This window comes from Paenibacillus jiangxiensis (assembly GCF_046098255.1).
Classification (GTDB): Bacteria; Bacillota; Bacilli; order Paenibacillales; family Paenibacillaceae; genus Paenibacillus; species Paenibacillus jiagnxiensis.
In genome coordinates, this window is record NZ_JBJURI010000001.1 from 125,192 (window position 1) to 148,443 (window position 23,252).

Annotated in this window: 26 protein-coding genes; 7 read left to right on the top strand and 19 right to left on the bottom strand. The window is 50.4% G+C overall.

The annotated features are described in order from the left end of the window. Window positions 1-41: 41 nt before the first annotated feature. A complete protein-coding gene (locus ACI1P2_RS00595; RefSeq protein WP_355315868.1) occupies window positions 42-302 on the top strand; it encodes a hypothetical protein in 261 nt (86 codons plus the stop codon). A gap of 54 nt (window positions 303-356) precedes the next feature. Further along, window positions 357-563, top strand: coding sequence for a hypothetical protein (locus tag ACI1P2_RS00600; protein ID WP_355315870.1), 207 nt, complete (start codon window positions 357-359; stop codon window positions 561-563). Between the two features lie 91 nt (window positions 564-654). Here the strand turns inward: ACI1P2_RS00600 and ACI1P2_RS00605 are convergent, their stop codons facing one another. The 4 genes from ACI1P2_RS00605 to ACI1P2_RS00620 form a co-directional block, all read right to left on the bottom strand. Further along, window positions 655-1,326: a GNAT family N-acetyltransferase gene (locus tag ACI1P2_RS00605; RefSeq protein ID WP_355315872.1), complete on the bottom strand. Its 672-nt coding sequence runs from the start codon at window positions 1,324-1,326 to the stop codon at window positions 655-657. Window positions 1,327-1,353: 27 nt separating this feature from the next. Further along, window positions 1,354-2,031 (bottom strand): GNAT family N-acetyltransferase, encoded by a 678-nt coding sequence (locus ACI1P2_RS00610; protein ID WP_355315874.1) that lies wholly within the window; start codon window positions 2,029-2,031, stop codon window positions 1,354-1,356. Between the two features lie 4 nt (window positions 2,032-2,035). Further along, window positions 2,036-2,896, bottom strand: a complete 861-nt coding sequence (locus ACI1P2_RS00615; protein ID WP_355315876.1) for a carbon-nitrogen hydrolase family protein — start codon at window positions 2,894-2,896, stop codon at window positions 2,036-2,038. A gap of 72 nt (window positions 2,897-2,968) precedes the next feature. Then, on the bottom strand, window positions 2,969-4,225 hold the full coding sequence (locus ACI1P2_RS00620; protein ID WP_355315878.1) for an MFS transporter: 1,257 nt from the start codon (window positions 4,223-4,225) through the stop codon (window positions 2,969-2,971). A gap of 130 nt (window positions 4,226-4,355) precedes the next feature. Between ACI1P2_RS00620 and ACI1P2_RS00625 the strand changes: the two genes are divergently transcribed. Next, window positions 4,356-4,613 carry a YqkE family protein gene (locus tag ACI1P2_RS00625; RefSeq protein WP_355315880.1) on the top strand — a complete coding sequence of 86 codons (258 nt, stop codon included), beginning with the start codon at window positions 4,356-4,358 and terminating at the stop codon, window positions 4,611-4,613. A gap of 204 nt (window positions 4,614-4,817) precedes the next feature. Here the strand turns inward: ACI1P2_RS00625 and ACI1P2_RS00630 are convergent, their stop codons facing one another. After that, window positions 4,818-4,955 carry a hypothetical protein gene (locus tag ACI1P2_RS00630; RefSeq protein ID WP_355315882.1) on the bottom strand — a complete coding sequence of 46 codons (138 nt, stop codon included), beginning with the start codon at window positions 4,953-4,955 and terminating at the stop codon, window positions 4,818-4,820. Window positions 4,956-5,115: 160 nt separating this feature from the next. On the opposite strand from ACI1P2_RS00630, the gene ACI1P2_RS00635 reads away from it, so the two are divergent. Next, entirely contained in the window at window positions 5,116-5,844 is a 729-nt protein-coding gene (locus ACI1P2_RS00635) for a peptidylprolyl isomerase (RefSeq protein WP_355315884.1), read from the top strand. A 154-nt stretch (window positions 5,845-5,998) separates the two neighbouring features. Here the strand turns inward: ACI1P2_RS00635 and ACI1P2_RS00640 are convergent, their stop codons facing one another. The 4 genes from ACI1P2_RS00640 to treC all read right to left on the bottom strand — a co-directional run bounded on the left by ACI1P2_RS00640 (window position 5,999) and on the right by treC (window position 11,782). Beyond that, complete coding sequence (locus tag ACI1P2_RS00640) at window positions 5,999-6,844, bottom strand: alpha/beta fold hydrolase (RefSeq protein ID WP_355315886.1); 846 nt, start codon at window positions 6,842-6,844, stop codon at window positions 5,999-6,001. Between the two features lie 418 nt (window positions 6,845-7,262). Further along, on the bottom strand, window positions 7,263-7,988 hold the full coding sequence (gene treR, locus ACI1P2_RS00645) for a trehalose operon repressor (RefSeq protein ID WP_355316285.1): 726 nt from the start codon (window positions 7,986-7,988) through the stop codon (window positions 7,263-7,265). A 62-nt stretch (window positions 7,989-8,050) separates the two neighbouring features. After that, entirely contained in the window at window positions 8,051-10,042 is a 1,992-nt protein-coding gene (treP, locus tag ACI1P2_RS00650) for a PTS system trehalose-specific EIIBC component (RefSeq protein ID WP_355315888.1), read from the bottom strand. Window positions 10,043-10,081: 39 nt separating this feature from the next. Continuing rightward, on the bottom strand, window positions 10,082-11,782 hold the full coding sequence (gene treC / locus ACI1P2_RS00655; RefSeq protein WP_355315890.1) for an alpha,alpha-phosphotrehalase: 1,701 nt from the start codon (window positions 11,780-11,782) through the stop codon (window positions 10,082-10,084). Between the two features lie 264 nt (window positions 11,783-12,046). Between treC and ACI1P2_RS00660 the strand changes: the two genes are divergently transcribed. Beyond that, complete coding sequence (locus tag ACI1P2_RS00660) at window positions 12,047-12,436, top strand: MerR family transcriptional regulator (protein ID WP_355315892.1); 390 nt, start codon at window positions 12,047-12,049, stop codon at window positions 12,434-12,436. 68 nt (window positions 12,437-12,504) lie between these two features. Beyond that, on the top strand, window positions 12,505-13,329 hold the full coding sequence (locus ACI1P2_RS00665; RefSeq protein WP_355315894.1) for an NAD(P)-dependent oxidoreductase: 825 nt from the start codon (window positions 12,505-12,507) through the stop codon (window positions 13,327-13,329). Window positions 13,330-13,420: 91 nt separating this feature from the next. Here ACI1P2_RS00665 and ACI1P2_RS00670 read toward each other — a convergent pair whose 3' ends face one another. The 8 genes from ACI1P2_RS00670 to ACI1P2_RS00705 all read right to left on the bottom strand — a co-directional run bounded on the left by ACI1P2_RS00670 (window position 13,421) and on the right by ACI1P2_RS00705 (window position 20,538). Then, window positions 13,421-13,807: a BlaI/MecI/CopY family transcriptional regulator gene (locus ACI1P2_RS00670; protein ID WP_355315896.1), complete on the bottom strand. Its 387-nt coding sequence runs from the start codon at window positions 13,805-13,807 to the stop codon at window positions 13,421-13,423. Between the two features lie 437 nt (window positions 13,808-14,244). Next, window positions 14,245-15,171 carry a class A beta-lactamase gene (gene bla / locus ACI1P2_RS00675; RefSeq protein WP_408976106.1) on the bottom strand — a complete coding sequence of 309 codons (927 nt, stop codon included), beginning with the start codon at window positions 15,169-15,171 and terminating at the stop codon, window positions 14,245-14,247. Between the two features lie 753 nt (window positions 15,172-15,924). Beyond that, window positions 15,925-16,977, bottom strand: coding sequence for a Gfo/Idh/MocA family protein (locus ACI1P2_RS00680; RefSeq protein WP_355315898.1), 1,053 nt, complete (start codon window positions 16,975-16,977; stop codon window positions 15,925-15,927). A gap of 54 nt (window positions 16,978-17,031) precedes the next feature. Continuing rightward, on the bottom strand, window positions 17,032-17,436 hold the full coding sequence (locus ACI1P2_RS00685; protein ID WP_355315900.1) for an HIT family protein: 405 nt from the start codon (window positions 17,434-17,436) through the stop codon (window positions 17,032-17,034). Between the two features lie 28 nt (window positions 17,437-17,464). Then, entirely contained in the window at window positions 17,465-18,058 is a 594-nt protein-coding gene (locus ACI1P2_RS00690) for a DJ-1/PfpI family protein (RefSeq protein WP_355315902.1), read from the bottom strand. 6 nt (window positions 18,059-18,064) lie between these two features. Beyond that, window positions 18,065-18,565: an NUDIX hydrolase gene (locus tag ACI1P2_RS00695; protein ID WP_355315904.1), complete on the bottom strand. Its 501-nt coding sequence runs from the start codon at window positions 18,563-18,565 to the stop codon at window positions 18,065-18,067. Between the two features lie 5 nt (window positions 18,566-18,570). Then, on the bottom strand, window positions 18,571-19,026 hold the full coding sequence (locus tag ACI1P2_RS00700) for an NUDIX hydrolase (RefSeq protein ID WP_355315906.1): 456 nt from the start codon (window positions 19,024-19,026) through the stop codon (window positions 18,571-18,573). Between the two features lie 120 nt (window positions 19,027-19,146). Next, entirely contained in the window at window positions 19,147-20,538 is a 1,392-nt protein-coding gene (locus tag ACI1P2_RS00705) for an N-acyl-D-glucosamine 2-epimerase (protein WP_355315907.1), read from the bottom strand. Window positions 20,539-20,685: 147 nt separating this feature from the next. On the opposite strand from ACI1P2_RS00705, the gene ACI1P2_RS00710 reads away from it, so the two are divergent. Next, entirely contained in the window at window positions 20,686-21,477 is a 792-nt protein-coding gene (locus ACI1P2_RS00710) for an SDR family oxidoreductase (protein ID WP_355315909.1), read from the top strand. 226 nt (window positions 21,478-21,703) lie between these two features. Here the strand turns inward: ACI1P2_RS00710 and ACI1P2_RS00715 are convergent, their stop codons facing one another. Both ACI1P2_RS00715 and ACI1P2_RS00720 read right to left on the bottom strand, forming a co-directional pair. Then, window positions 21,704-22,456, bottom strand: a complete 753-nt coding sequence (locus ACI1P2_RS00715; protein WP_355315911.1) for a YwaF family protein — start codon at window positions 22,454-22,456, stop codon at window positions 21,704-21,706. After that, window positions 22,453-23,172 carry a M50 family metallopeptidase gene (locus ACI1P2_RS00720; RefSeq protein WP_355315912.1) on the bottom strand — a complete coding sequence of 240 codons (720 nt, stop codon included), beginning with the start codon at window positions 23,170-23,172 and terminating at the stop codon, window positions 22,453-22,455. Before ACI1P2_RS00720 ends, ACI1P2_RS00715 begins: the two co-directional genes overlap by 4 nt. Window positions 23,173-23,252 lie beyond the last annotated feature (80 nt).

The following is a 23,252-nucleotide window of genomic DNA, read 5'->3' on the forward strand; positions in this document are numbered from 1 at the left end:
TGCGGGCAGTATGATTAATGCCAAGGAAGGAGATGCAGCTCATGTACAGAGATCCCTTGACCCAGGCCGATATGGCCTACGAACGCTATAAAAAGCTGGCTCCGACGGAAGACGAAAGCTATATTCCTGATGATGAATTGGAGAATGTGGGGACGGCTACCACACAATTGATTGATAAAGCGGACAGCACCTCCCGTGAACCTGCGGCGTCAGCCCTTGCACAAAAGGTCGATACAGGCCTCATCGGTGAAGAGCACCCGCGCGGCGCAGGGTCCCCCAGTCCGGTAAAACGTGAAGAATAAGCCAAAGCCGCAGCATCTGTGCAAGTCACGCTAGCCAAGGAGGTAGAGGTGCTCATGGTGAAAGAACGCGAAAACCCCGTGTCTGATGATCTTATCACAGAACGGGATATAGATGAAGAGTTCGGCCTGTTCAAAGAAGACAGCTTTCCTGCCGCTCTGGTCGACCGGGACCAAAAGGACGCACAAGAGCATGGGCGTCCCGATTCAGACAGGGCCAATTTGAACAACCCTGCTGTCGGCAAAGGGGAGCAAGCAACATAACTTCTGCTTGAGCCAACAGCCCGATACAACCTGAAGATGCCGGAAACGAGGTCAGCAGACTCATCGTTTCCGGCATTTTGCTGTATCGGTATCAGATCGGCAGCAACGCCACCTTATCCTTCGCCTCCAGTTCCGCCATCATGCGGTTCCACGCCTCCGGCTTGTTCGGCAGCAATGTATAATAGCGGCGCAGGAAGGAAGCCACCAGTCTGGTGTCCAATTCGGAGACGCTGTCATCCTCAGGCATAAAGCCAAGATTAAGGCCTTCTACCGCTTCCCCGTCATTATTCCAGGAAGGATGGACATATTCCAGATCCAGTACCTTGTATCCCAGATGCGAAAGCACCTCACGCCGCACATACGGATCCATCGGTTTAACTCCGCCAAACTCATGATCATTACCGCGGTACGGGTCGTAGATTTCGGCAAACATGCCAAACAGCTTCTGCCCGCTCTGCTCCGCAAGTCCATGCAGATCGGCCTGACGGTTCTTCCAGAGATAACGCCCGATGCCGAGACCGGGTCTGCCAATGATTGTAAAATCGGTCATAGCCACATTAAAATCCTCGTAATAACGGTATTCCGTCGCGCCTGCAACCTCTCCCTCATGCACAGCGACAAAAACGCGGATGCCCGGGTCTTCCAGCGGCTCCTTCCACAGACTGTATTCCAGCACCTCCTCAGGCGGAAACACCTCCTGCATCAGGCGGTGCATTTTGGCGAATAGCGGATCTTCAATACTTGTAATACGATGATACTCCATATCCCCACGCTCCTTGCTTCGATTCAATTAAGGGAACTGCCTGCTGCGAAAAGGGTTTCTCCATTCCATCAGCAAAGCGTAATTGCAGGACTGCTCGTCTTCGAGGTAATCTGGCAGCACTTGTACAGGCATGCGTCCACAGCGGAGCAGAAAGGTCAGCACTGGATCCTTCAAGTCTCCGGCAAGTACGTCAGCAACGTACTGTTCAGCGGTCATCCGGTCGGTATGCGCATAGTAGCCGGGCATCCTTCCAGCTCCAAGCAGCCGGTCAAGCTTAAGCTCTACAACCACATCATACAGCGAGAAAAGCAGCCATTTGCCCAGCCCCAGCTTACGGAAAGCCGGTCTGACGGCAATGTCGATCACATACAGCGCGTTGCCGTCAGGCCGATGGGTGCGGATATAACCCTGATCCGCCACCTCTTCCCACGTATGCTCGGCATGCTTCGGATCGTAATCAACGATCAGGCTCGTTACCGAGCCAGCAAGCTGCCCGCCGATTTCCACACAGAGCGCCCCCTGCTGAAACCGCTCCACGTGCGAAGCGAGCTGTTCCCTGTTCCACCACAGCTCCGCAGGATACGGCGGGGGAAAGCATTCTTGCTGAATGCGGATCATACCGTCAAAATCCTGCGGACCATAGTTGCGGATAACGGCTTTGACGGGACGTTCCCCGTCAAATACGTATATTTCCTTGTAATACACCCGCTCAGCTCCAATCCGTGTAAAGATCGGTGCGCCGGTCCCTCCACGTCGTCACCGAACCGCGCTCCCGCACCTGATACAACAGCTCCAGGTCCAGGTCCGCCGTTACGATCATATCATCGTTCAGCTCGCCCTCCACCATAATGCCGCGCGGCGGGAACGGAATATCATTCGGCGTAATGACAGCGGCCTGTCCGTAGTTGGCTCTCATGAAATCCACCGTCGGCAGCGCGCCAACCGTTCCGGTAAGGACGACATAGACCTGATTTTCCACCGCACGGGCATGGCTCGTATAGCGCACCCGGTAAAAGCCGTGGCGGTCATCCGTACACGAAGGACAGAAGATGATATCCGCTCCTTTGGCTTTGGCCATGCGCACAATTTCCGGAAATTCAATATCATAACAGGTCAGCATGGCAATTCTGCCCTTTGCCGTATCAAATACCTGCAGCCCTTCACCCGGAGCCATGTTCCATTCATGCACTTCCGTAGGCGTAATATGCAGCTTTGCCTGCTCCGCAATACGGCCGTCAGGATAGAACAAATGCGCTGTATTATATAAACGGTCACCTCTGCGCACCACATGGGTGCCACCGATAATATGCATATTTGTACGCTTGGCAAAGGAAGAAAACAGCTCGAGGTAACGGTCCGTAAAATCAGGCAGATCGTTAATCGTCAGCGCATTGCCCTTTCCGTCACCAATGGACATGAGCTGAGTGGTGAAAAACTCGGGGAACAGCACAAACTCCGCGCCGAATTCCTCTGCTGTCTTAATATAATGCTCCGATTGCAGCGCAAACTCCTCAAACGAGTGAATCGTATGGAGATGGTACTGCACGGCTGACACTCTGATTTTGCTCATAGCTCCTCCTTAACCAACCGGTGTATATTCATGCCCCATTATAACTTGAACGTTTTTGTTATTCCAGAAAATCTAGCTGCGGTCCATATGCCGAACCCTTCCTGCGGAGGAAGCTGCCGGCCGCGGTCCCCCCGCCTTCACCGTCGCAGCCAGGATGCCCTTTCCCCTGAACCACAGCAGCAGCGCTGCCGCCAGCAGTGCCGCTCCATTGATCACGAACACCCACTGAATATCCAGCAAATAGCCAAGCAAGCCGCCGATAATCGGGCCAGCCATCATGGCCAGCTGCGAGGAGGACTGGTTCAGACTGAAGGCGCGGCCGCGAAAGTCCGGCTCCGTCACCTGCACGATCAATGCGTTGATGGCCGGAAGCACAGCAGCATAGAAGAGCCCGTAGCCGAACCGCAGCACACCGAAGCCGATAAAATCGGTTACAAAGAACTGCAGAATATTGCCGATGCCCGAGCCGACCAGGCCGATGAGCAATACTTTGCCGTAACCGATGCGGCTGCCGATCTTCCCCCAGCGCGGCGCCATCAGCACCGTAGCTATGCCAACGGCGGAGAAGACGATGCCCGAGGTCAGAGAGGCACTGCTACGGTCCACTCCCATCTCCAGCACATAGACCGTAATCAACGGTTCCAGGATCATGACTGAAAAAGTACTCAAAGCAACCAGACCCAGCAAAATGACAAATGTCCTGTTCGCAAAAGCCAGCTTCAGATCATCCCTCACATGCGATCTCGCTCCCGAACGGTTGAAATTCTGCTCCTTGGCCCCGAACGTCCCGATCAGGGCTGCGATCAGCACCACGGCGGCCGAGAAGAGAAAGGCGTTCCGGTTGCCGTAATAATGGCTCACCACCCCGCCGATCAGCGGGCCAATAATACTTCCTGTTGCTCCGGAGGTCGCCATGACGCTCAAGGCATAACCCGTCTTTTCCTCAGGTGTATTGGTGGCAACAAGCGCAATCGATGCAGGGACAAACCCGGCCAAGAGCCCCTGCAGCACCCGCACTACCAGGAAGGTGTAAGGATCAGTAACGAAGTAGCTCAGGAGATAAAGCACCGCCAGGCTGAAGCCCGAGCGGATCAGCATCGGCTTGCGCCCGTATTTGTCAGACAGAGATCCCCAGTAAGGGGCAATAAGAGCGCTTGCCAGAAAAGTAATGCCAAAGGCAAGGCCCGACCAAATCTCCAGACGGTCCGTCACCCCCAAATCCGTGCTCATGAAGATCGGCAAAAACGGGATGGAGATGGAGTAAGCGGTGCTGCAGAAAAATACCCCGATCCACAGCACCACAAGATTGCGCTTCCAAGAATATGCCATAAATCACACGCCCTTTCTGTTGCCTTCCATTCTACGCCAGTTTCGGGAAATGTCCACCACCTGACGCCTGTCTGAGCTTGGAACAGATACCGGCAAGCTGGTATAATCATGGGGAATGGAGATGAGATGAATGGCTAAAAAAAGAAAACCTGCAGCTCCGGCGCAAGCCCCACAGGACAAACCCGCCACCCTGAAGGATCTGCTCAGCTCGGAAGTGCTTGATAAATTGAAAGCCCAGGCGAATGAGGCAAAGGCGGAGCAGGAAAAACGGCAGGAAGAGGAACGGACGCGGGTGATCGAGGCGCGTAAAGCCGAGCAGAAACGGCTGGAAAATGATTTCGAGTACCTGCTGAACAACAGCAGTCTGGACTGGAAGAAGCACAAATAAGCCAGAAACCCCTGCCGGGTTTTTGGCTTATTCAGTGATGCGCTTACAATATAAGTGCGTGTTCAAAAAGTCAGGTTTTCAGCACCGAGAAGATTGGATGAAGCTAGGGACTGAGGAGCGGAGCGTACTGGGGTACGTGAGCACCGGAAGGCCCGGCTGAATTCAAGATTCGATGTCGAGTCCGCTTCCTGACTTCCTTCGTGATCAAAAGATGACTTTTTGAACAACCTCTATAAGTTTCAGCCAGTCCTGCGCGTGCCTGATCCAATACAGAACCCCGATCCAGACCGGAAGACTGAACAGGATTCCCCATATCAGACCTTTGATCAGCTTGGTATTCATGTCCATGGTTCACTGCCCCTTTTCTTCGGGAATAGCAGCAGTATGGTCAAGAGACGGGGTTTTCAACCCCCGATTTTTCTTCTCCCCGTATTATAAGGTATGATAGAAAACGAAAAAGTTATCAGCCATCTCAGATTTCATCGAAGCGGAGGTCATAGTCATGATGAAAAAAATAATGAAACGCCCCTTGCTGCTGGGCTTGTTTGCCGTGCTGCTGATCGCGGTGGCCGGATGCGGCACGAAGCCAGCGACAGGCAGCGACCAGACAGGACAAGCGCAAACGGGAAGCGGTCAAACCGCCAGCGGCGCCGGGCAGGATTCTTCCACGCCTTCCGGCACCGGAAACGTCGATACAAGCGGAGCCACCTCACATCCAGTGGTGACCATCGAAATGGACAGCGGCAAGCAAATCAAGCTTGAGCTGTACCCGGAGGTGGCCCCGAATACGGTGAACAACTTTATTTCGCTTGTGAAAAGCGGATTTTATGACGGAACCACCTTCCACCGTGTCATTCCGGGCTTTATGATCCAGGGTGGTGACCCGGACGGCAATGGCACCGGAGGACCGGGTTACGGCATTAAAGGCGAGTTCAAAACAAACGGCGTAGAAAATAACCTGCTGCATACGACCGGCGTGCTCTCCATGGCTCGCGCGGCCGATCTTGACTCAGGCGGCTCCCAGTTCTTTATCATGGTTGCGGATGCGCCAAGCCTTGACGGCCAATATGCCGCTTTCGGCAAAGTCATCGAAGGCATGGATGTGGTCAATGAAATCGTGAACCTGCCGCGTGACGCGAATGACAAACCGGAGAACCCTCCGGTGATGAAAAAGGTCACTGTCGACACGCTGGGCAAGGAATATCCGGAACCCGAGAAAATTCAACAGTAAAAAAACGTATTTCATGTACCTTCACAGAAGACAAACCCTGCTTGGCCGAAGTTTTTCTTGCGACCCAAGAATGCTTTAGCCCTGCAAAACTTAATCATGAAATCGGAAGACCGTATGCCTGCTGCGCATACGGTCTTTTGCTTTCTTTACTGTGTCAATCGGCCAATACCGAGGTATGCTTTACAATTGCGTCGATGACAGTACCCCAATCCTGATCATGCAGCTCGTGTCCTGTTCCTGGCAGGGTCAACAGTTCCGCGCCCGGAATGGTTTTGACAAGAGACAACGCATGTACGTAAGGGATCACCGGATCTTCCGTGCCGTGAATGACAAGTGCGGGAACAGCTATCTCGCCAGTTCTCTTCAGATAAGCTTCCCCGCCCGTTACCATGCCGTGATTGTTCATACTTTCCAGATTGCTGCTTCTTTCCACTTCTTCAATTGCTAAACGGCGGATCCTGTTTTCATCATACGGATGTCTGGACCCGACGCAAATTCTTCCCCTTGCTACGATAAAATCCACCACTTCTTGTTTATTCGCCCAGTTGATCGTTCCCAAGTCAGCAAAAAAGTTCATCACCTTCTCCTCCATCGGCGGGAGATCAGGGGCGAAATTCGAGGAGGCGATAAGCGTGACGGTCCGGATTCTGGCGGGATGCCGCAAAGCCAGGATCTGAGTCAGCATCCCCCCCATGGACATGCCAACAGCATGTGCTTGATCAATTTCAAGGGCATCCAGTATTCCGATGGCATCGTCGGCCATATCTTCAAACGAATACCCGGGATGGCCCGGCTTATAGGTTACGGAGCGCCCAACATCGCGGTTATCATAACGAATGACAAAGCGCCCCGCTGCGGCTATTCGTTGACAAAATTCTTCCTCCCACCACACCATGGAGGATTGTGCGCCCATGATCAGTAAAATCGCAGGATCAGCCTGATCACCAAAGCTTTCGCAGCATATATCAACACCATTAACTTTAATAAGCTGTTCGTTCATTGTCATATCTCCTTTGCTTGAATCATAATCTATCCGAAACGAAAAAAACACAGACATCGTCATGCCTGTGCAGCGTAATCGAAATATGAAATGCCTGAATGCCCGCAAAAGAAGATACTACTGCGTATATGAAAATGCGTGTAAATAGAGTACCCCCAAACAAGAGTGACCCATTACGAAAGGCGGACTCACGTGAAAAAGGCAAACCTATCCCGATTACTCTGCACAAGACAGAGGAGAAGCAGCAATTACAGTTGTTTGCATTGCTTTCTCAATCGAGAAAAATTTACCACACGTAACCCTCCTGTCGTTGAATTAACATCAGGCTAACACATCTAATGGGTACTGTCTAGATCCAATCTAAAATGGCGGCCAAAAGTCTTCATTTATGACTTTTGGCCGCCACTTGTCATGCAGTTTAATCTTCCCCATGCACCCGCCGTGCAAAGTCCACAAACTGAAATTTGTCGAGACGGTGCCGGGATTCGGTATACTGAAATTGGGTCGTGTCCTCAAGATAGACATAATTTCGGACGACGACGATGTGCCGGTAGTCATGCAGATCCAGCAGACGTGAATCCTCCTCCGTAACTTCCTCTACGGAAATTTCCTTCTTGGCATAGCTGATTTTCAGCTGCAGTTCCTGCTCCAAGTACTCATAGATGGAGCGTCCGGCAATTTCCTTGTCCAGAGACCCAACAACGGTCGATAGAAAATAATCCTTATCCAGAATAATCCGTTCCCCTTTAATCTCCCTCGACCTTACGACCTTCCAGACAGGCTCCCCCACAGCAATCTGCAGCTGTCTCGCCAGTTCGGAGGAAACGGGAACCAGCTCAACCTCATGTACATGGGTCTTTGTGCTTCTGCCAAGCTTTTCGGACATTTCCTTGAAGGATATGAGTCCCGTTACGGGAAAATTCATTCGTCCTATATCCAGTACAAAAGAGCCTTTGCCCCTGACCTTGTGGATATATCCGTTCTGGGCCAGCAAGTTAAGCGCCTTGCGTACCGTTTCTCTTGAGGTTTCGTATTCAGCTGTTATATCATGCTCCGAAGGGAGCTTCGTACCGGGTGCCAGCTCCCCGGTCTGAATCTTCTCCGAGTAGTCATTGAAGATTTGCAAGTAGATGTTTTTATACAATGTGATCACCGCATTCATTTTATCATGGGGATTTTGCATAATCCAGCTACCGGCAAAGACCTCTATCCTTTAAGATGAATTTTAAGAATAGTATCCTGATTGCTTTGAACCTCGCCCAGTGCCATCTTCTCCACCTGCTCAATCCGTTCCTGCCCGCCAGCCACAATAATTGGCGTAATCAGCGGAAGTCCGGCTTCGCGGATCAGTTCACGATCAAACTCCAGCAGCAGTTGACCGGCTTTGACCGCATCACCATCCTGAACATGGACGGTATAACCGCTGCCTTTCAAAGACACCGTATTGATTCCGATGTGAATGAGGACCTGAACGCCAGAGGCATGCTCCAGCATCACGGCATGTTTGCTCTTGATCACATGGGCCACAATACCATCGAAAGGAGCCGTAATCTTACCCTCTGCCGGTTCCACTGCGATTCCCTGCCCCATGGCACCGCTTGAAAAGGCAGGATCAGGCACCTGCGCCAGCTCCACCGCTGTTCCCGTTAACGGAGATTTGATTTCCAGAATATGCTCCTGGTTGTCTGCACTTTCAGCAACGGCGGATTGCCCTGGTTCAGCAGCCGCGGCGGAACGTTCGGCAGCTTCCGGTTCTGCATTGGAGCTGTTATCCGTAATGTCAGATGTCTTGCGGTTCGTCCATTTGCCATAGAGCACTGTAGCGGTGAAGGGAATGATCAATACAATAGCCATGCCCAGGAAGAACACGCCCCACTGATTAGGGTAGATGGACAGAAAACCGGGAATGCCGCCGACGCCAACGGAGGACGCCAGTACACCATTCACCGACAGCAGGACACCGGCGATGGCGGAGCCGATCATGCCAAAGACGAACGGAAACTTGTGCCTTACATTGACACCAAACATGGCAGGCTCCGTAACTCCCAGAAAGGCGGAGACCGATGACGTTATGGCCAGACCCTTGCTTTTCTTTTGTTTAAATACGTACAGCATGCCCAGTGCTGCTGCACCTTGAGCGATATTCGAAAGTGCCAGCATCGGCCACAGAAAGGTGCCGCCCTGGGAACCGATAAGCTGTACATCGACTGCCAGAAAGGTGTGATGCATGCCCGTAATGACAAGCAGCGCGTACAATCCACCATAGATCAGGCCGCCAAGCGCAGGAGCCAGACCGAAGATATACACCAGTCCGGAAGTGATTGCGTTTCCAATGGCAAATGTAACCGGCCCGATCACGGTAAAGGCAAGAAACCCTGTAATTAAAAGCGTTACGGGAGCGACGATCAGCAGTTTAAACGCATCAGCCACCCTTTTATTCAAAAATGCTTCAATCTTGGCAAGTATAAAAGCCGACACCAGAACAGGCAGCACCTGGCCTTGGTAACCGATCTTCTCGACCTCCCAGCCAAACAGGTTCCAGACAGGAACGGTTCCGTTCGTCTTGGCGTCAGCATAGCCGTAACCGCTCAGCAGGTCAGGATGGACAAGTATCAGTCCGAGCACAATGCCAAGCAGCGGACTGCCCCCGAAACGGGTGACGGCAGACCAGCCTATGAGTGCCGGCAGGAAAGTAAACGCCGTGCTGGCAATCGTATTAATGATGGACGCAAAATCCTTCCACTGGGGATAGACCTGCACCAGGGACTGTCCTTCGAAGAAAATGCCCGGCCCTGTTAAAATATTGTTAATCCCGAGCAGCAGACCGGCTGTAACGATCGCTGGCAGAATGGGGATAAAAATATCCGCCAGCGCTTTGACAGCCCGCTGAATCGGGTTTTGCTTTTTACTCGCAATTTTCTTCAGCTCATCTTTGGATACCCGCTCTCCGCCGGTGATTTTCATCATCTCGTCATATACCTGGTCGACAAGACCAGGCCCGATAATGACCTGGAATTGCCCCTGGGTGGAAAAGTGCCCCTTGACCAGCTCATTGCTTTCAAGCGCGGCTTCATCCACCTCGCTTTCATCATAAAGCGAAAATCTGAGCCGGGTGACGCAGTGGGTAGCCGCCTCGATATTTTCTTTACCGCCGACGGCCTGAAGAATCTGCTCTACATCCTTTTTGTCAATCGCCATATTGCTCTCCCCCTCTGAATTAAGCATACGGTTAATTGCTTACCGTATAATCCACATATATGAAGCAAACGGAGTCAGCTTGATCCGCTGCTGCAATTTAAGTTCGATATCTGTGTTGCCCAGCAGGAGTTCCGCATCCCTGTCCTTCATCATATTCCAGGCACGGTCCGGGAGCCCGAATTCAGCCTCCTTACCGCTAAAGTTGGAAATGACAAGCAAGGTTTCGCTGCTGTTGCTGCGGCTGTAAGCAAAGATCTGCGGATGCGCCTCATCCAACCGTTCATAGTTTCCATCCGTGAACACTTCGATCTGCTTGCGCAGAGCGATTAGTTTACGGTAATGATGATACACGGAGTTCGGATCCGTCAGCTGCTGTTTCACATTGAGCGAAGGGTAACGTTCATCTACTTTAATCCAAGGAGTTCCACTGGTAAAGCCGGCTTGTGGGCTGTCGTCCCACAGCATCGGGGATCTGGAATTGTCCCGTGAACGCTCCTTGATAATGGAAAATGCTTCTTCGGCGGTTTTGCCCCGTTCCTGCAATATCCGGTACATATTTCTGGACTCGATATCCCGGACTTCGTCTATGCTGTTCCACTGCGGATCAGGCATGCCGATTTCTTCTCCCTGATAGACATAAGGGGTTCCTTGCAGTCCATGAAGAGTCGTTGCCAGCAGCTTGGCGCTTTCGGCCAAATATTGCCCGTCATCCAGAAAGCGGGATACAGCGCGCGGCTGATCATGATTATTGAAGAACAGGGCATTCCAGCCCCCGCCTTGCTGCATCCCAAGCTGCCACTTGGACAGCAGGCTTTTCAGCAGCTCGAAATCGTACGGCATAAGCTCCCATTTGTTATTGTTCGGATAATCCACCTTCAAATGATGGAAGTTAAAGGTCATCGAGAATTCCTTTTCATCCGGGTTGGAATAACGTATGCAGCTCTCCAGCGTTGTAGAAGACATCTCTCCGACCGTAACCAAATTGTATGGAGCAAACACCTTCTCGTGCAGCTCCTTCACAAACTCATGAACACGCGGTCCGTCCGTGTAATAGATGCGTCCGTCTGCCGGCTGATTTGGACCAAAATCACTAGGGAACTGCTGATTCTTGGAGATCAGGTTGATGACATCCAATCTGAAACCGCTGACACCTTTCTCCGCCCAAAAGGTCATCATTTTGGTGACTTCATCTCTAACCTGCTCATTTTCCCAGTTTAGATCAGCCTGAGTCTTGTCAAACAGCGCAAGATAATATTGCCCTGTCGTCTCGTCATACTGCCACGCCGGTCCGCCGAACTTGGACTGCCAGTTATTCGGAGGACCGCCGTCAGGCGCCGGGTCTCTCCATATATAATAATCCCGGTACGGATTGTCCTTCGATTTTCTGGATTCCTTGAACCATTCGTGTTCCGTGGAAGAGTGATTGACGACAATATCAATCATCAGATGCATTCCGTGTTTTTTAATCTCACGGACCAGCTCATCAAAATCCTCCATCGTGCCAAAGTCAGGATTGATGCTGTTATAATCCGCCACGTCGTAACCGTTATCATTTTGCGGACTGACATAAACCGGCTGCAGCCAGACAATATCAATCCCCAGATCCTTCAAATAATCGAGCTTACTGGTCAGGCCCTTGATATCCCCTGAGCCTGAGCCTGTCGTATCCTTGAAGCTCTTCGGATAAACCTGATAGACCGTTAGCTTTCTCCACCAGTCCTGTTGCTTTGTACTGCTCATATAGAAGCCTCCACTATCCATGTAATGAAAAATGTAATCCCCAATCCAAACAACATGTATATACAAGCAAGTTGATTCTATACCTGTATATACATGTTGTCAATGGATATTTTATGCCATCGTCAGCTTGAGTTTTAAGACTGCCGTTTTTGAACCTCTATTATCAAGCAGGTACAAGGCGCAACTCGTCCTTTACAAGCGCTGGAAATGATGATATTATGCCAACATAACGTTAACGTCATGTTTATCGGGGAGCTGAAGTGAATGAAAGACCGCATGCGTATAGGGGATTTGACAGAACGGGCCGGCGTAACCCACCGTACGGTTCGATATTATGAAAGCATCGGGCTGATTCCACGGGGTGAACGCGAGGGCAGCGGGCAGCATTATTACACAGAGGAGACAGTTGCCCGTCTGCGGAAAATTGACCAGTTAAAGAAGCTTGGACTCAGCCTGGAAGAAATACGGGACGTCATCGACCTCTATTTCACTGATCCCAGCGGAGTACAGCCAAAACAGAAAGTCCTTGACATCCTGCGCAAGCATCTTGCCGAAACAGATCAGAAGATCGATGCGTTACAGCAATTTCGTGCAGATTTGCAGACCAACATCGAACGCTTCGAACACTGGTTTAAGGAGAGAGAGGCGCACTAATTTTTTTACCTGAAACATGACGTTAACGTAACGTATTGAATATACATTGAAATGGGAGGTTTATCGAAATGAGTGAAACTGTTGGATTCATTGGTCTTGGCAATCTTGGTTCACCCATTGCTTCCAATCTTCTTGATGCAGGCTATTCTCTGACGGTATACAACCGGACGGCCAGCAAAGCAGCACCGTTGGTTGAGCAAGGCGCCCGGTTAGCGTCCTGTCCTGCTGACACTGTGACACCCGGCGGCATTGTCATGACCCTGTTGTGGGATGATGAGTCTGTGGAAAGCATCGTCATGAGCAATGGTTTTTTGGAACGGTTGGGAACGGGCGGCATCCATGTCGGGATGAGTACGATCTCGCCGGAAATGGCGAAAAAGCTGGCGGCCATCCATGCTGAACATGGCAGCATATATATGGAGGCCCCTATTTTCGGCAGACCCGAGGCCGCGGTCGCCCGCAAGCTTACGGTCCCTTTTGCCGGTCCAGAACAAGCGAAAGAGCGGGTGCGGCCCATTCTAAAGGCAATGGGGGGAGAAGGACTTTTCGATTTTGGTGAAGAGGTCGGGGCCGCAACGGCTGTCAAGCTCATCGGTAACTTCTTGATTGTCTCAGCCGGGCAATCTATGCTTGAAGCACTTACAATGGCTGAAAAAAACGGAGTCGATCCCAAACCTGTGGTTGACATGCTCACCCAAACCTTATTTTCTGCCCCGATCTATCAGAGCTACGGTAAAATGATTGCCGAGAAACAGTACAGCCAATTCACCCAAAGCAAGATTCCGCTCAAGGATGTCGGTCTCTTCCAAAAGACAGCCCGGCAGGTACAGTCTCCCACACCTATCTCCAGTCTTTTACATGATATTTTGGAAAACGCACAGAAACAGGCATAGTGCATTCCGGATATTTTTTGCAGTTTAAGTTTAACAAAGTACGCACAGTCCGGAACGCCAAAATTCGGCTCTGGACTGCGCGTATCTCATGCTAACCGTCCCCCTCTTTGAACTTCTCATCCAAAATTTTTCTAAGTTCATGAATATCTTCTTTGGACATCTGCTCATGCTCCAGAAAATTCAGCACCATCGAGTTTAATGCTCCGTTGTAAAAACGGTTAAGAAAGGTTTTACTCTCGTGTTTGATATACTCTTCTTCTTGAATTAAGGGAGTGTATACAAAAACACGGCTTTCTTTCGTATACGTCAGCGCCTTTTTCTTCACCAGCCGGAGCAGCAGGGTCTGGATCGTTTTTGGACTCCATTTGCTTGTCTTGGTGAGCTTTTCAATCACTTCATTTGTGCTGATCGGCGCATGGCCCCAGATCACTTTCATAACCTCGAACTCGGCTTCTGATATTTGCGGCAATTCGTTCATTTCAGGAACCCCCATCGGACAGTTTAAGCTTCATTTATTATATAACGTCTTGAAGGCTTATTGCTTCCCTTTCATTTGCAGATGCCAGAACCTCAACGTCTTCCATACCGGGGATCCTCTTTTTCAGGTTCTGAGACGCTCCGAGAACGAACCATTCCTACAATCGCTGTTGTCCCCGAATTTCCAATGATCATATTTTTAAGCAGTAGAAATTCGGGGACAAAGGCGAGCGCTCCGCTTTTCCGGAATTGCTTCGTCCTCTCCGCTAGTGCGTGCATATCCATACTTTTAATAAAACGCCGGTCCCAAGGAACTGCCCGGATTTTGATTTCGTAAAAAGGCCGGGAACAAGGCAGAGTCCTCTCCCTGTTCCCGACCTTTCGTGCCTACAATTTGAAAAGGAGACCGTTTCCTCCGTTCCGGAAGCTTCGCTGAAATTACTTCAAGGCTTCCAATGCTGTCTTGGCCGCCTGGGCGATAAGCTCATTGTCATACTTGGCATCCTGGGTATCACGGCTGGACAGCACAGCGATGATGATTGGCTCCCGATCCGGCGGCCATACGATAGCAAGATCGTTGCGGGTTCCGTAGCTTGCGGCCCCCGTTTTGTCACCGACCTCCCAGCCTTCCGGCACACCTGCCCGTATTAATTCATCACCTGTGGTATTCCCCTTCATCCAATTGATAAGCAGCTCTTGTTTGTCAGCAGGCATGGAGTCATCAACCGCCAACACTTTGAGGCTCTGGACGAGCGCTTTCGGAGTGCTGGTATCACGGGTATCCCCGGGCACGGCTTCATTCAGCTCTGTCTCATAGCGTTCAGGCATAATTACAGTGTCGCCAATTTCTCTCATCGCTTTTTCGAACCCTTCAGGTCCCCCCAGCTCCTTGAGCAGCAGATTTCCGGCTGTATTGTCGCTAAAGCGGAGGGCCGCATCACATATTTCACTAAGGGTCATGCCAGTATCCACGTGCTGCTCCGTAATGGGTGAATACGTAACCAGATCATCCTTCGAATATTTAATGACCTTGTCCAAATCGTTACCTGATGCTTGCCGTAGAATTGATCCTGCTGCCAGAGCCTTAAATGTTGAAGCATAAGCAAAGCGCTCATCCCCACGATAGGCAATTTCCTTGCCTGTCCCTGTATCCAGAGCATATACACCAAGTCGAGCCTCGAACTTGCTTTCGAGCTGCTCGAAAGCGGAATTCAATTCATTGGACGTATCCTTCTCAGGCGCTGGATTCGATGCGCCCGCTGATTGACTCACAGTATCCGCAGACGGATTTACAGCACCCGTTTTTGTGCATCCAACCAGTAGAACTAGACAAAGCACCGACGCACATAAAGCCTTTTTATTTATAACCGATAAGTATTTTTTCAAGATGTAACCCTCTTTTCACAATGATATCGTTTAAGATCATACTTACAAGTTTTCATAGTATCTGTCCGGCATCACCACCTTGTTCATTATTTATGTATTACACTTGTAATACTTTAATTATTACATTCGTAAGATTTAAAAGTCAAGTTCAGCCTTTATGATCAAAAAAAGTTAAGTCCGAAACCCTTAAATCCGATTTATGCAGGTGCCTTTTGGGGATGAAAGTACTAAACCACTGCATAAATAGCAAAAAGCTTCGCGTGCCGCGGAGTTCAGTCGTCCTGATAAGCGTCATAAAACACAAAAGGACCCTCGTAAGAGAGCCCTTGTAATGGTATAATTTAGCTTGTACAACACACCTTGAGTGGGTCGGTTCCCTCCGGAAGGGAGGTGAGCCGTATGAACTTCTCTTTTTCCGATATCCTTCTGTTCGCAAACTTTGTGATTGCGTTACTGAACTATCTGGATAAAAAGAAGAAGTGACCCGCTCATAGGTCCCCACCTGTGAGGTCACTTCTTCCGTAGTAACATTTTGCTTGGAGGGGTGAACCCACTCGAAGTTGTTGTGCTGGGGACGGTTGGTGGACCGTCCTTATTTCTATTCTTACTTTAACATACCCTTATTTATACCTCAAGATTCAATCAGTACAAACGTCCTGAAAAAGGTAGACTTCAAGCGGGACCCTTCAAAGCTGCTCCCTATACATTTCAAGCGAAATTCCCTCTGCTTATTTATTGTTCACCACTCGATGATTTTGTTAGACGAATCTTATCCATCATTTCCTGTACAATGCAGGCGTCGTTTAGGGTAGGTAAATCTGCTTTGGTTTGGCTGCCGGATATGGCTGCCGAAAGATCGCTGTAAAGCATCCATTGCGGATGCACGTAACCTCTTGTATAAAGCGGGAATGCTGAAGCATCGATGGGTTCGCTGATTTCAATGGGCACATAATCTTTGTCGAGGTGTGCAGCAATGCTTAAATTTTTCCCTTTCAATCTTAATGTGCCTTGTGAACCAAAAATCTCAAGCATGGGAGGGCGGGCCACAGCAGCTGCAATAAATTGGAGGGAAAATGTGCCTTGATTCTTGAATTTCCCATGGATGAAAAAAGAGTCATCTCCATTCGTCGGTTTTATTCTTGTATCTGCTCGTCTTTCATGTACATGATTCACAGTGAATCCATAGACATCTTCAGCAAACGGTCCGAACCAGTGATGAAGGGCGTCGATCATATGTGAGCCTATCGCTCCTAGCATTCCGCCGCCCTTCGCCAGATCCCATTGCCAGCTGTAGGGTTCTTCTTTAATTCGCGGCCAGAGCGGCCAAACCTCCGACCAGCCGACATGAAATAGTTCGCCGAGCCTCTGCTCCTCAAGTATTGTCTTTATGGCCTGACGTTCAGGCAAATAACGCCATTCAAAGTTCATGGAGACCACTCGGTTATGCCCTGCTGCCGTATTTTGCATTTCAGCGACTTGAGCAAGATGGAGTGCAGGGGGTTTTTCGCATAACACGTGCTTACCTGAATTCAATGCGTATACCGTCATTTCCATATGGAAAGACGGCTCAGAGACAATAACAATAAGATCCAGGCGTGAGTCATGCATCATTCTTTTCCAGTCGTCGTAAGCTGCTGGAATACCCAGCTCCTGAGCAGCCTTCTCTGCCCGGCCTTCCCGTATGCTGCTGATTGCCGTGAGTTCATAATCCGGATGCTTCAGCAGTATTGGCGCATGCACTTGAGCCCCGAAGCCGGTGCCGATGATTCCTGTACGGATTTTCACAGGCATCCTCTCCTCATGGCTTGCTAATTGCAGTTATATTTCTCTGAACGGGTATTATTTCCGTCGATTATTCAACTCGCCCTTGAACATGTACCGAATACCTTTTCCCGTCATGGGCTCATCTTTATATCTGGGGAGTACATGCAAATGTGCGTGCATGATGTGCTGGCCTGCGGTTTCACCGCAATTCCAGCCCAGATTGTAACCGTCCGGCTGATGCAGTTTGTCTATGTAGGATTTTGCCTGTTGGAGCAAAGTATAAGTGGCCTCCCATTCCTCAGGTGTCAAATCAAAGGCTGTCTCCCGGTGCTGCCTGGGAACAATCACACCGGCCCCTTCAAGGATGCTTCCTTTCTCCCGAGCTTCTGCCAGCTGCAAAAAACGGCAATGTTCATTGCTTAGTATTTCATTGTCCCTTGTTTCAAGCTCCGGGTTGCAAAATATACAGTCTTTCTGCATATGAGCTCCTCCACCATTTTAAGTAGTTTTATACAATAAAGTTAGCGTCGAGCTTCCCAGTCTGATAGTATGGGTAATCCATTGAAGCTTGTATTTTTCGCACCGTTTCTGCGTCTGTAAACCATTCCAGCAGGTATAAACCCAGGTCAACTGAAGTCGCCACCCCGCCGCCTGTAACCGTATTTCCGTCTCTCACAATTCTGGCTCTGACTACTTCTCCACAATAGGGTTCCAGCAACTCATAGGCAGAAGGATTAGTGGTTGCCCTTTTTCCATCCAAAAAACCCGCCGCCCCCAGCAGCAGTGCACCGGTGCATACAGAAACCTTGTACTTAACATCCTTGCCTGTTTGTAACCACGATATAAACTCCGTATCGTCTTTTAGTCTTCTCGTCCCCCAGCCGCCAGGAATGAAGATCATGTCATACTGTGATAAGTCATTGGAAACATGCTCTATTTTCATAGTAATGCCCAGCTCATCCGTAACTTCCGGGCGATTCGAGCACAAGTCCCAAGAGACGTTGTCCATTAGCTTTAAAATTTTCAAACGAGTGATAGAATCATAGAAGCCTACAAAGTCCAGCATGGTCATTTGGTCAAACAGAATAAAAGCGATTTTCATCTATGATCACCTTCCTTTTTCAAATAGTAAGAAGTCCTTGGTGTTAATATGTTTGATTTCGGAGGCGACAACTTTTTCTCCACATTCGTTTGTTAACATTTCATACAGACCATCGGGTACAAGCCTATAGCGAGAGTTACCAACAAAATCACTTAAATTCTTCCATACAGCATGGAAGCGTCTCTCACCCTCAACTCCAGTAAATACATCTTTTTGATAATCGTCAGCGCAACCAAAATAAGCTTCATAGATAAAATCATACTCATGACCGATTTGTCCATCATAAGGATAGATATTCTCAATAATCCCGATTAATTTAGGTTCTATAATATCAACATTGATCTCTTCTTTTACTTCGCGCTTCACAGCCGACTTGCTGTCCTCTCCGTACTCAATGGTACCGCCGACCGGGCGAAATGTGATGACCCCGTCTTCCTCTGGAAACTCTTCCAGCAATATGGAAGCTCCTCTACGAATAATACATAAAGAAGATGCCCTGTAGCGCAATGTCACTACCTCCCCGGGTTCTTGTCAAGAAACCTGTTGATTAAGGGCATATCCGGCGGCGATAGGTCGCTCGGCATCTCATTTAAGGCGAAGAAACGTATTTCTTTGGTTTCAACCCCATCTTCCACAGGTTCACCGGCAAATTCAGTACATTCATATGCGGCAACAACAATGTATACTTCATCACCGTTTGGGTACTTATAATACAGGTCTTTTCCGGAGAAAACATGAAGCAGCTCAAGCTTCCCGGCAGTCAGCCCCGTCTCTTCAAAAAGCTCCCGTGCAGCCGTTTCCTCCAAGCTTTCTCCAAGCTCCATCGATCCTCCCGGCAGTGCCCACAATCCATTGTCTGCTCTCCGTACAAGCAACAATTCCCCGTTACGATGCAGCAGCACACAACCTCCAGCCATAATAATCGGCCTTGAACCGACCAGCTTCCGTATTTCGCTTATGTATCCCATACAAAACTCCCTTTCATCTGTAGGATATCTGCCAGGATTTCCAGCTTTTCAAGCAAATAGAATACTTCCTATCAAACAACAATATATGAAAGTTGAATAATTTTCCATGATTTTTAGCAGCTATTTCATCATTTCTCCTTTTCCTTCTACCGGGACTGTATATCCCGCAGGCGTCTTATGCCCCGCTCGATCCTTGAACAGCCACAGTTCCGGCGTATCCCGGATACCCTGTACTTCCAGCTCGAACGCCCCCGCTGGGAGCTGCTCCGCCTGTAGAAAAAGACGGTTCCCATCCGTATCGGCTTCTCTCAGCCTTAGAGCTTCCCGGGTTCCATCGGTTTTGAGCACATAAGATTCTATCGACTCGTGGCCAACAGGGGCGATACGCTTGCTGAAGGTTACAACCAATTCGTCATCACCGGAGCGGACGGCCTTTAACGGAATGGGAGGCTCATCGTACATATAACCGCCCAGATGGTATTCATAGGCTGTCCACGAGTCGTATCCGTGCTCACGTACTGACGAGCTGAACGCTGCAAGCCAATCCCTGCCTTTGACCATCCGCTCCAGTGAGCCGATATCCGCCTGTACACCGAGCGGCAGTCCGGGAAAAGCAGCCCGGATCGGATCAGCAAACCGCTTGTACTCCGCAATATAGTCCGGCGGAAGCTTCGGCCGCATCCAATCCGGCCAGTGGGTCTGCAGCACATGCATATCGGGCCGCACCCGGCGGATCATTTCAACAGCATCAATGCCCTGCCACTCGCGGAGCTTGGCTGGCGCCAATCCCCGTCTGTCCCTTACCGCCAGCGACCAGGTTGCAATCCGTATGTCGGGTCTGGCCTCCCGCACGCCGCCGGAGCCGTTGACCAGTTCGTCAATCAGCCCGTTTACCGCATCAACTCTGAACTCGATCCATCGTCGGTAAAGCTGTGGGACTCTGCGGTAATAATTTGCGGCCCACTTGTTGCGAAATTCGGGCATCTCCGTTCCGTACCTTTCCTTGAACGCACGCTGCGCATTTGGACCGACATCCCCATAAATTCCGCTGCGCAGCCCGTTCCACTCCGGAAAATACGGCTCCGCCACTTCAAATCCGTCGAAGGGAATTTCCTTCACGAGGCGCGCAGCCGCATCCTTTTTCCACTGCACATATTCCTCCGCAAAATGGGACAACCGCTGGAAGCTGTCCTTCGGCTCCCGCAGCAGCTCCATTTTCCAATGGCTCCACTGCGGGGGAAGATGAGACACACCGAAGGAACCGTTGCCAAGCACCATGGCCCACACTGCGATCCCCCTTCGCTGTAGAGCGTCTATAATGCGTGTATGTATTTTATTTTCCTGTACGACAAAATAATGGACGGTGCGGTAGCCCGCGCTCTCGATTTCCTCCGCCACACTTTCCGCGGATCTGCCTTCATAATAAGGAAACAGCGGATCAATCTGAATGCTCGGTCCTTGTATGGCCCAGGGTTTGATGACATATTCTGTTCCGTTGACGTTTTGTAACATGGGCGACCTCCTGAATGAATAGGTTTGCCTTGGTAAAGGGAACCCTTTTATACATTATGGTTACCTCTGTATGATTCATTCACTTCCTCTCGAGGGTATGGAATAACGAGACTAAGGAGCACAGTTCGGAACAGGAGGAGCAAAAATATGGAAAATCAGCGATTGCAGGGTAAAGTAGCGATTGTAAGCGGCGGGGGCTCGGGGATCGGCAAAGCTACCGCCATCCTGTTTGCAAAACACGGCGCCAAAGTAGCCATGCTGGACCGCACCCCGGAGAAAGCGGAGAAAACGAAAGCTGAGATTGAACAGGCTGGCGGCGAAGCCCTGGTCGTGGAATGCGATATTGCAAAAACGGATATGGTCGAGGCAGGCATGGGCAAGGTGGCCGACACCTTCGGAAAAATTGACATCGTATTCGCTAACGCAGGCATCAACGGCTCCATGGCTCCGATCGAAACAATGGCAATCGACGATTGGGATATGACGACGAACATCAACCTGCGCGGCACGTTTGCCACGGTGAAATATGCGATTCCTTTTCTGAAAAAGAACGGCGGCAGCATCATTATTACAAGCTCGGTCAACGGCAACCGGATTTTCTCCAATGTCGGTTTTTCCGCCTATGCCTCCACCAAGGCGGCACAGGTCGCCTTCATGAAAATGGCTGCCCTGGAGCTGGCCCGCTATAAAATCCGCGTCAACGCGGTATGTCCCGGAGCCATCGAGACACAGATCAGCGATAACACGTATCCTTCCGACGATCTGAAAAAAGTGCAGATTCCGGTGGAATTCCCGGAAGGCGACCAACCGCTGCGGCATGCGCCGGGCGAGCCGGAGCAGGTGGCCAACCTGGTGCTGTTCCTGGCCTCCGACGAAGCCTCCCATGTGACAGGAACCGATATTTACATCGACGGTGCTGAGTCTCTGCTGCGCGGGTGATTTTTTTCTAACTTGTGATAAGACAAATGTCTACCGGCATTACTTTCACAGAAGACGGGTCACATTTAGCGAAAATTAAGAGAAGCATCTATCGACACACTTTCACAGAGTATAGACCGCTCTTAGCGGAAGTTTTTTCTTGCGGTTAAGAAGCTTCAGCTCTGCTGAAACCTTATGTAATTTCGAAGGAAGCCCGGCACTTGCTTTATAGGAGGCAGTCCGGGCTTCAAGTCGTTACATCCTGCGATACACTTTCCCTTTTACCAGACAGCAGCCTGAACAGCAGCAGCATACACGAAAAGAACGCAAAGGCCACGGCCTCCTCGACCAATATGTAATATGGATAGGGTCCGAGCACATCCAGCAGGGACGGCGTATCCGGTTTGCCCCGCAGGAACATGTAATTGGCATCCAGCAGCACATCGGCAATCCATACGACCAGCGCACATACGTTCAGGAACAGCATAGCCAGTCCAACGGACTTCCAGGTAGGCCTGTATCCTTCTACCCAGGTCATATACAAGCTGGCAAGGAAAATCGCCCCGTGGGCCACAAAAAACTGGATAAACCTGAAATGCGGAAATTCATACGCCAGATTAGGCGTAATTACAGCCTGTAGAGCGCCGGCTATGCCTGCAAAGAACAAGAACTGATACAGCAGACGGCTGCGTGTCGCCAGCATGACAATGGAAAGCAGGAGCGTAATGCTGCACAACTCCAGCGGAAGCGTCCGGCTTGCATCCCATACCTGCTGATCAATATACCAGAGATGCAGGCATACTTCAGATAACAGCAAGACTGCGGCGAGCACCCAGCGCAGCAGCGTACGCAGTCCGGTTAGGCTGCGGATGCTGTGCCGCATAATGAATAACAGCCACACCACAACCGCAATGATGCCGATCCAGACCAGATGCGGTGGCGAGAACGCCTGAAATATATCACCGGACTGAGCATCAAGCCAGGATGGCTGCTCTCTCAACCGGATCTCCCCCACATGAAGCCAAGGCCTCTTTTTTGCGTCTCCATTCCCGGTCTTCGTTTACGCAGAAATTGCCCAATGGCCGCTCTGGCACAGAACAGTGAAAACAACAGGAAGAATACAGACCATATCCATGCAGGCACATGCGTCCAGTCCGCCAAATTGGCAGCATCCCCCGCCTGCGATGGGCTGAGCAGCGAAGCCGTGAGAATGATGATCGTACCCGCAACCGACTCTTCAAGTGTGATGAAGGCCAGCAGCAAGTAATACAGCTTGGTTATTGTACGTCCCCCTGCCAGTATAACGACGACATTCAGCACGATAAAACCGGCCAGCCACAGCAGTCCATAGCCTTCATGCACATAGAGGAGGATCATGACTGCCGCAATCAGCGTTATGATTCCCAAACCCCACTTGTGCAGCTGCCGGGCATGCAAATAAAACATCAGCACGGCAAACAGAGACGCCCCCGTATATCCTGCAAGGGAGGCCAGAATCGAACTGCTCTGCGAGCTCATTAAGGTATACGTGACACCACTGTGGTCCGCGTTCAGATCAATCCGCTGCACCTGGCCGGACATCATCAGCGTGACCACGGCATGAGCAAACTCATGGATCATCGTGTCCAGCGTTCTGAATATATGGGAGAACGGAATAAACCGGGTGAGCAGTGCGGCTCCGGCCAGCAGCAGCAGCGTTTTGAGCCATTTTGTCAAAGCGGAATCGCCAACCTTTCCCGGTTATGCTTGGGCATCCAAAATACACGATCAGAAGAGCGCTTGCCCGAACCGTTATG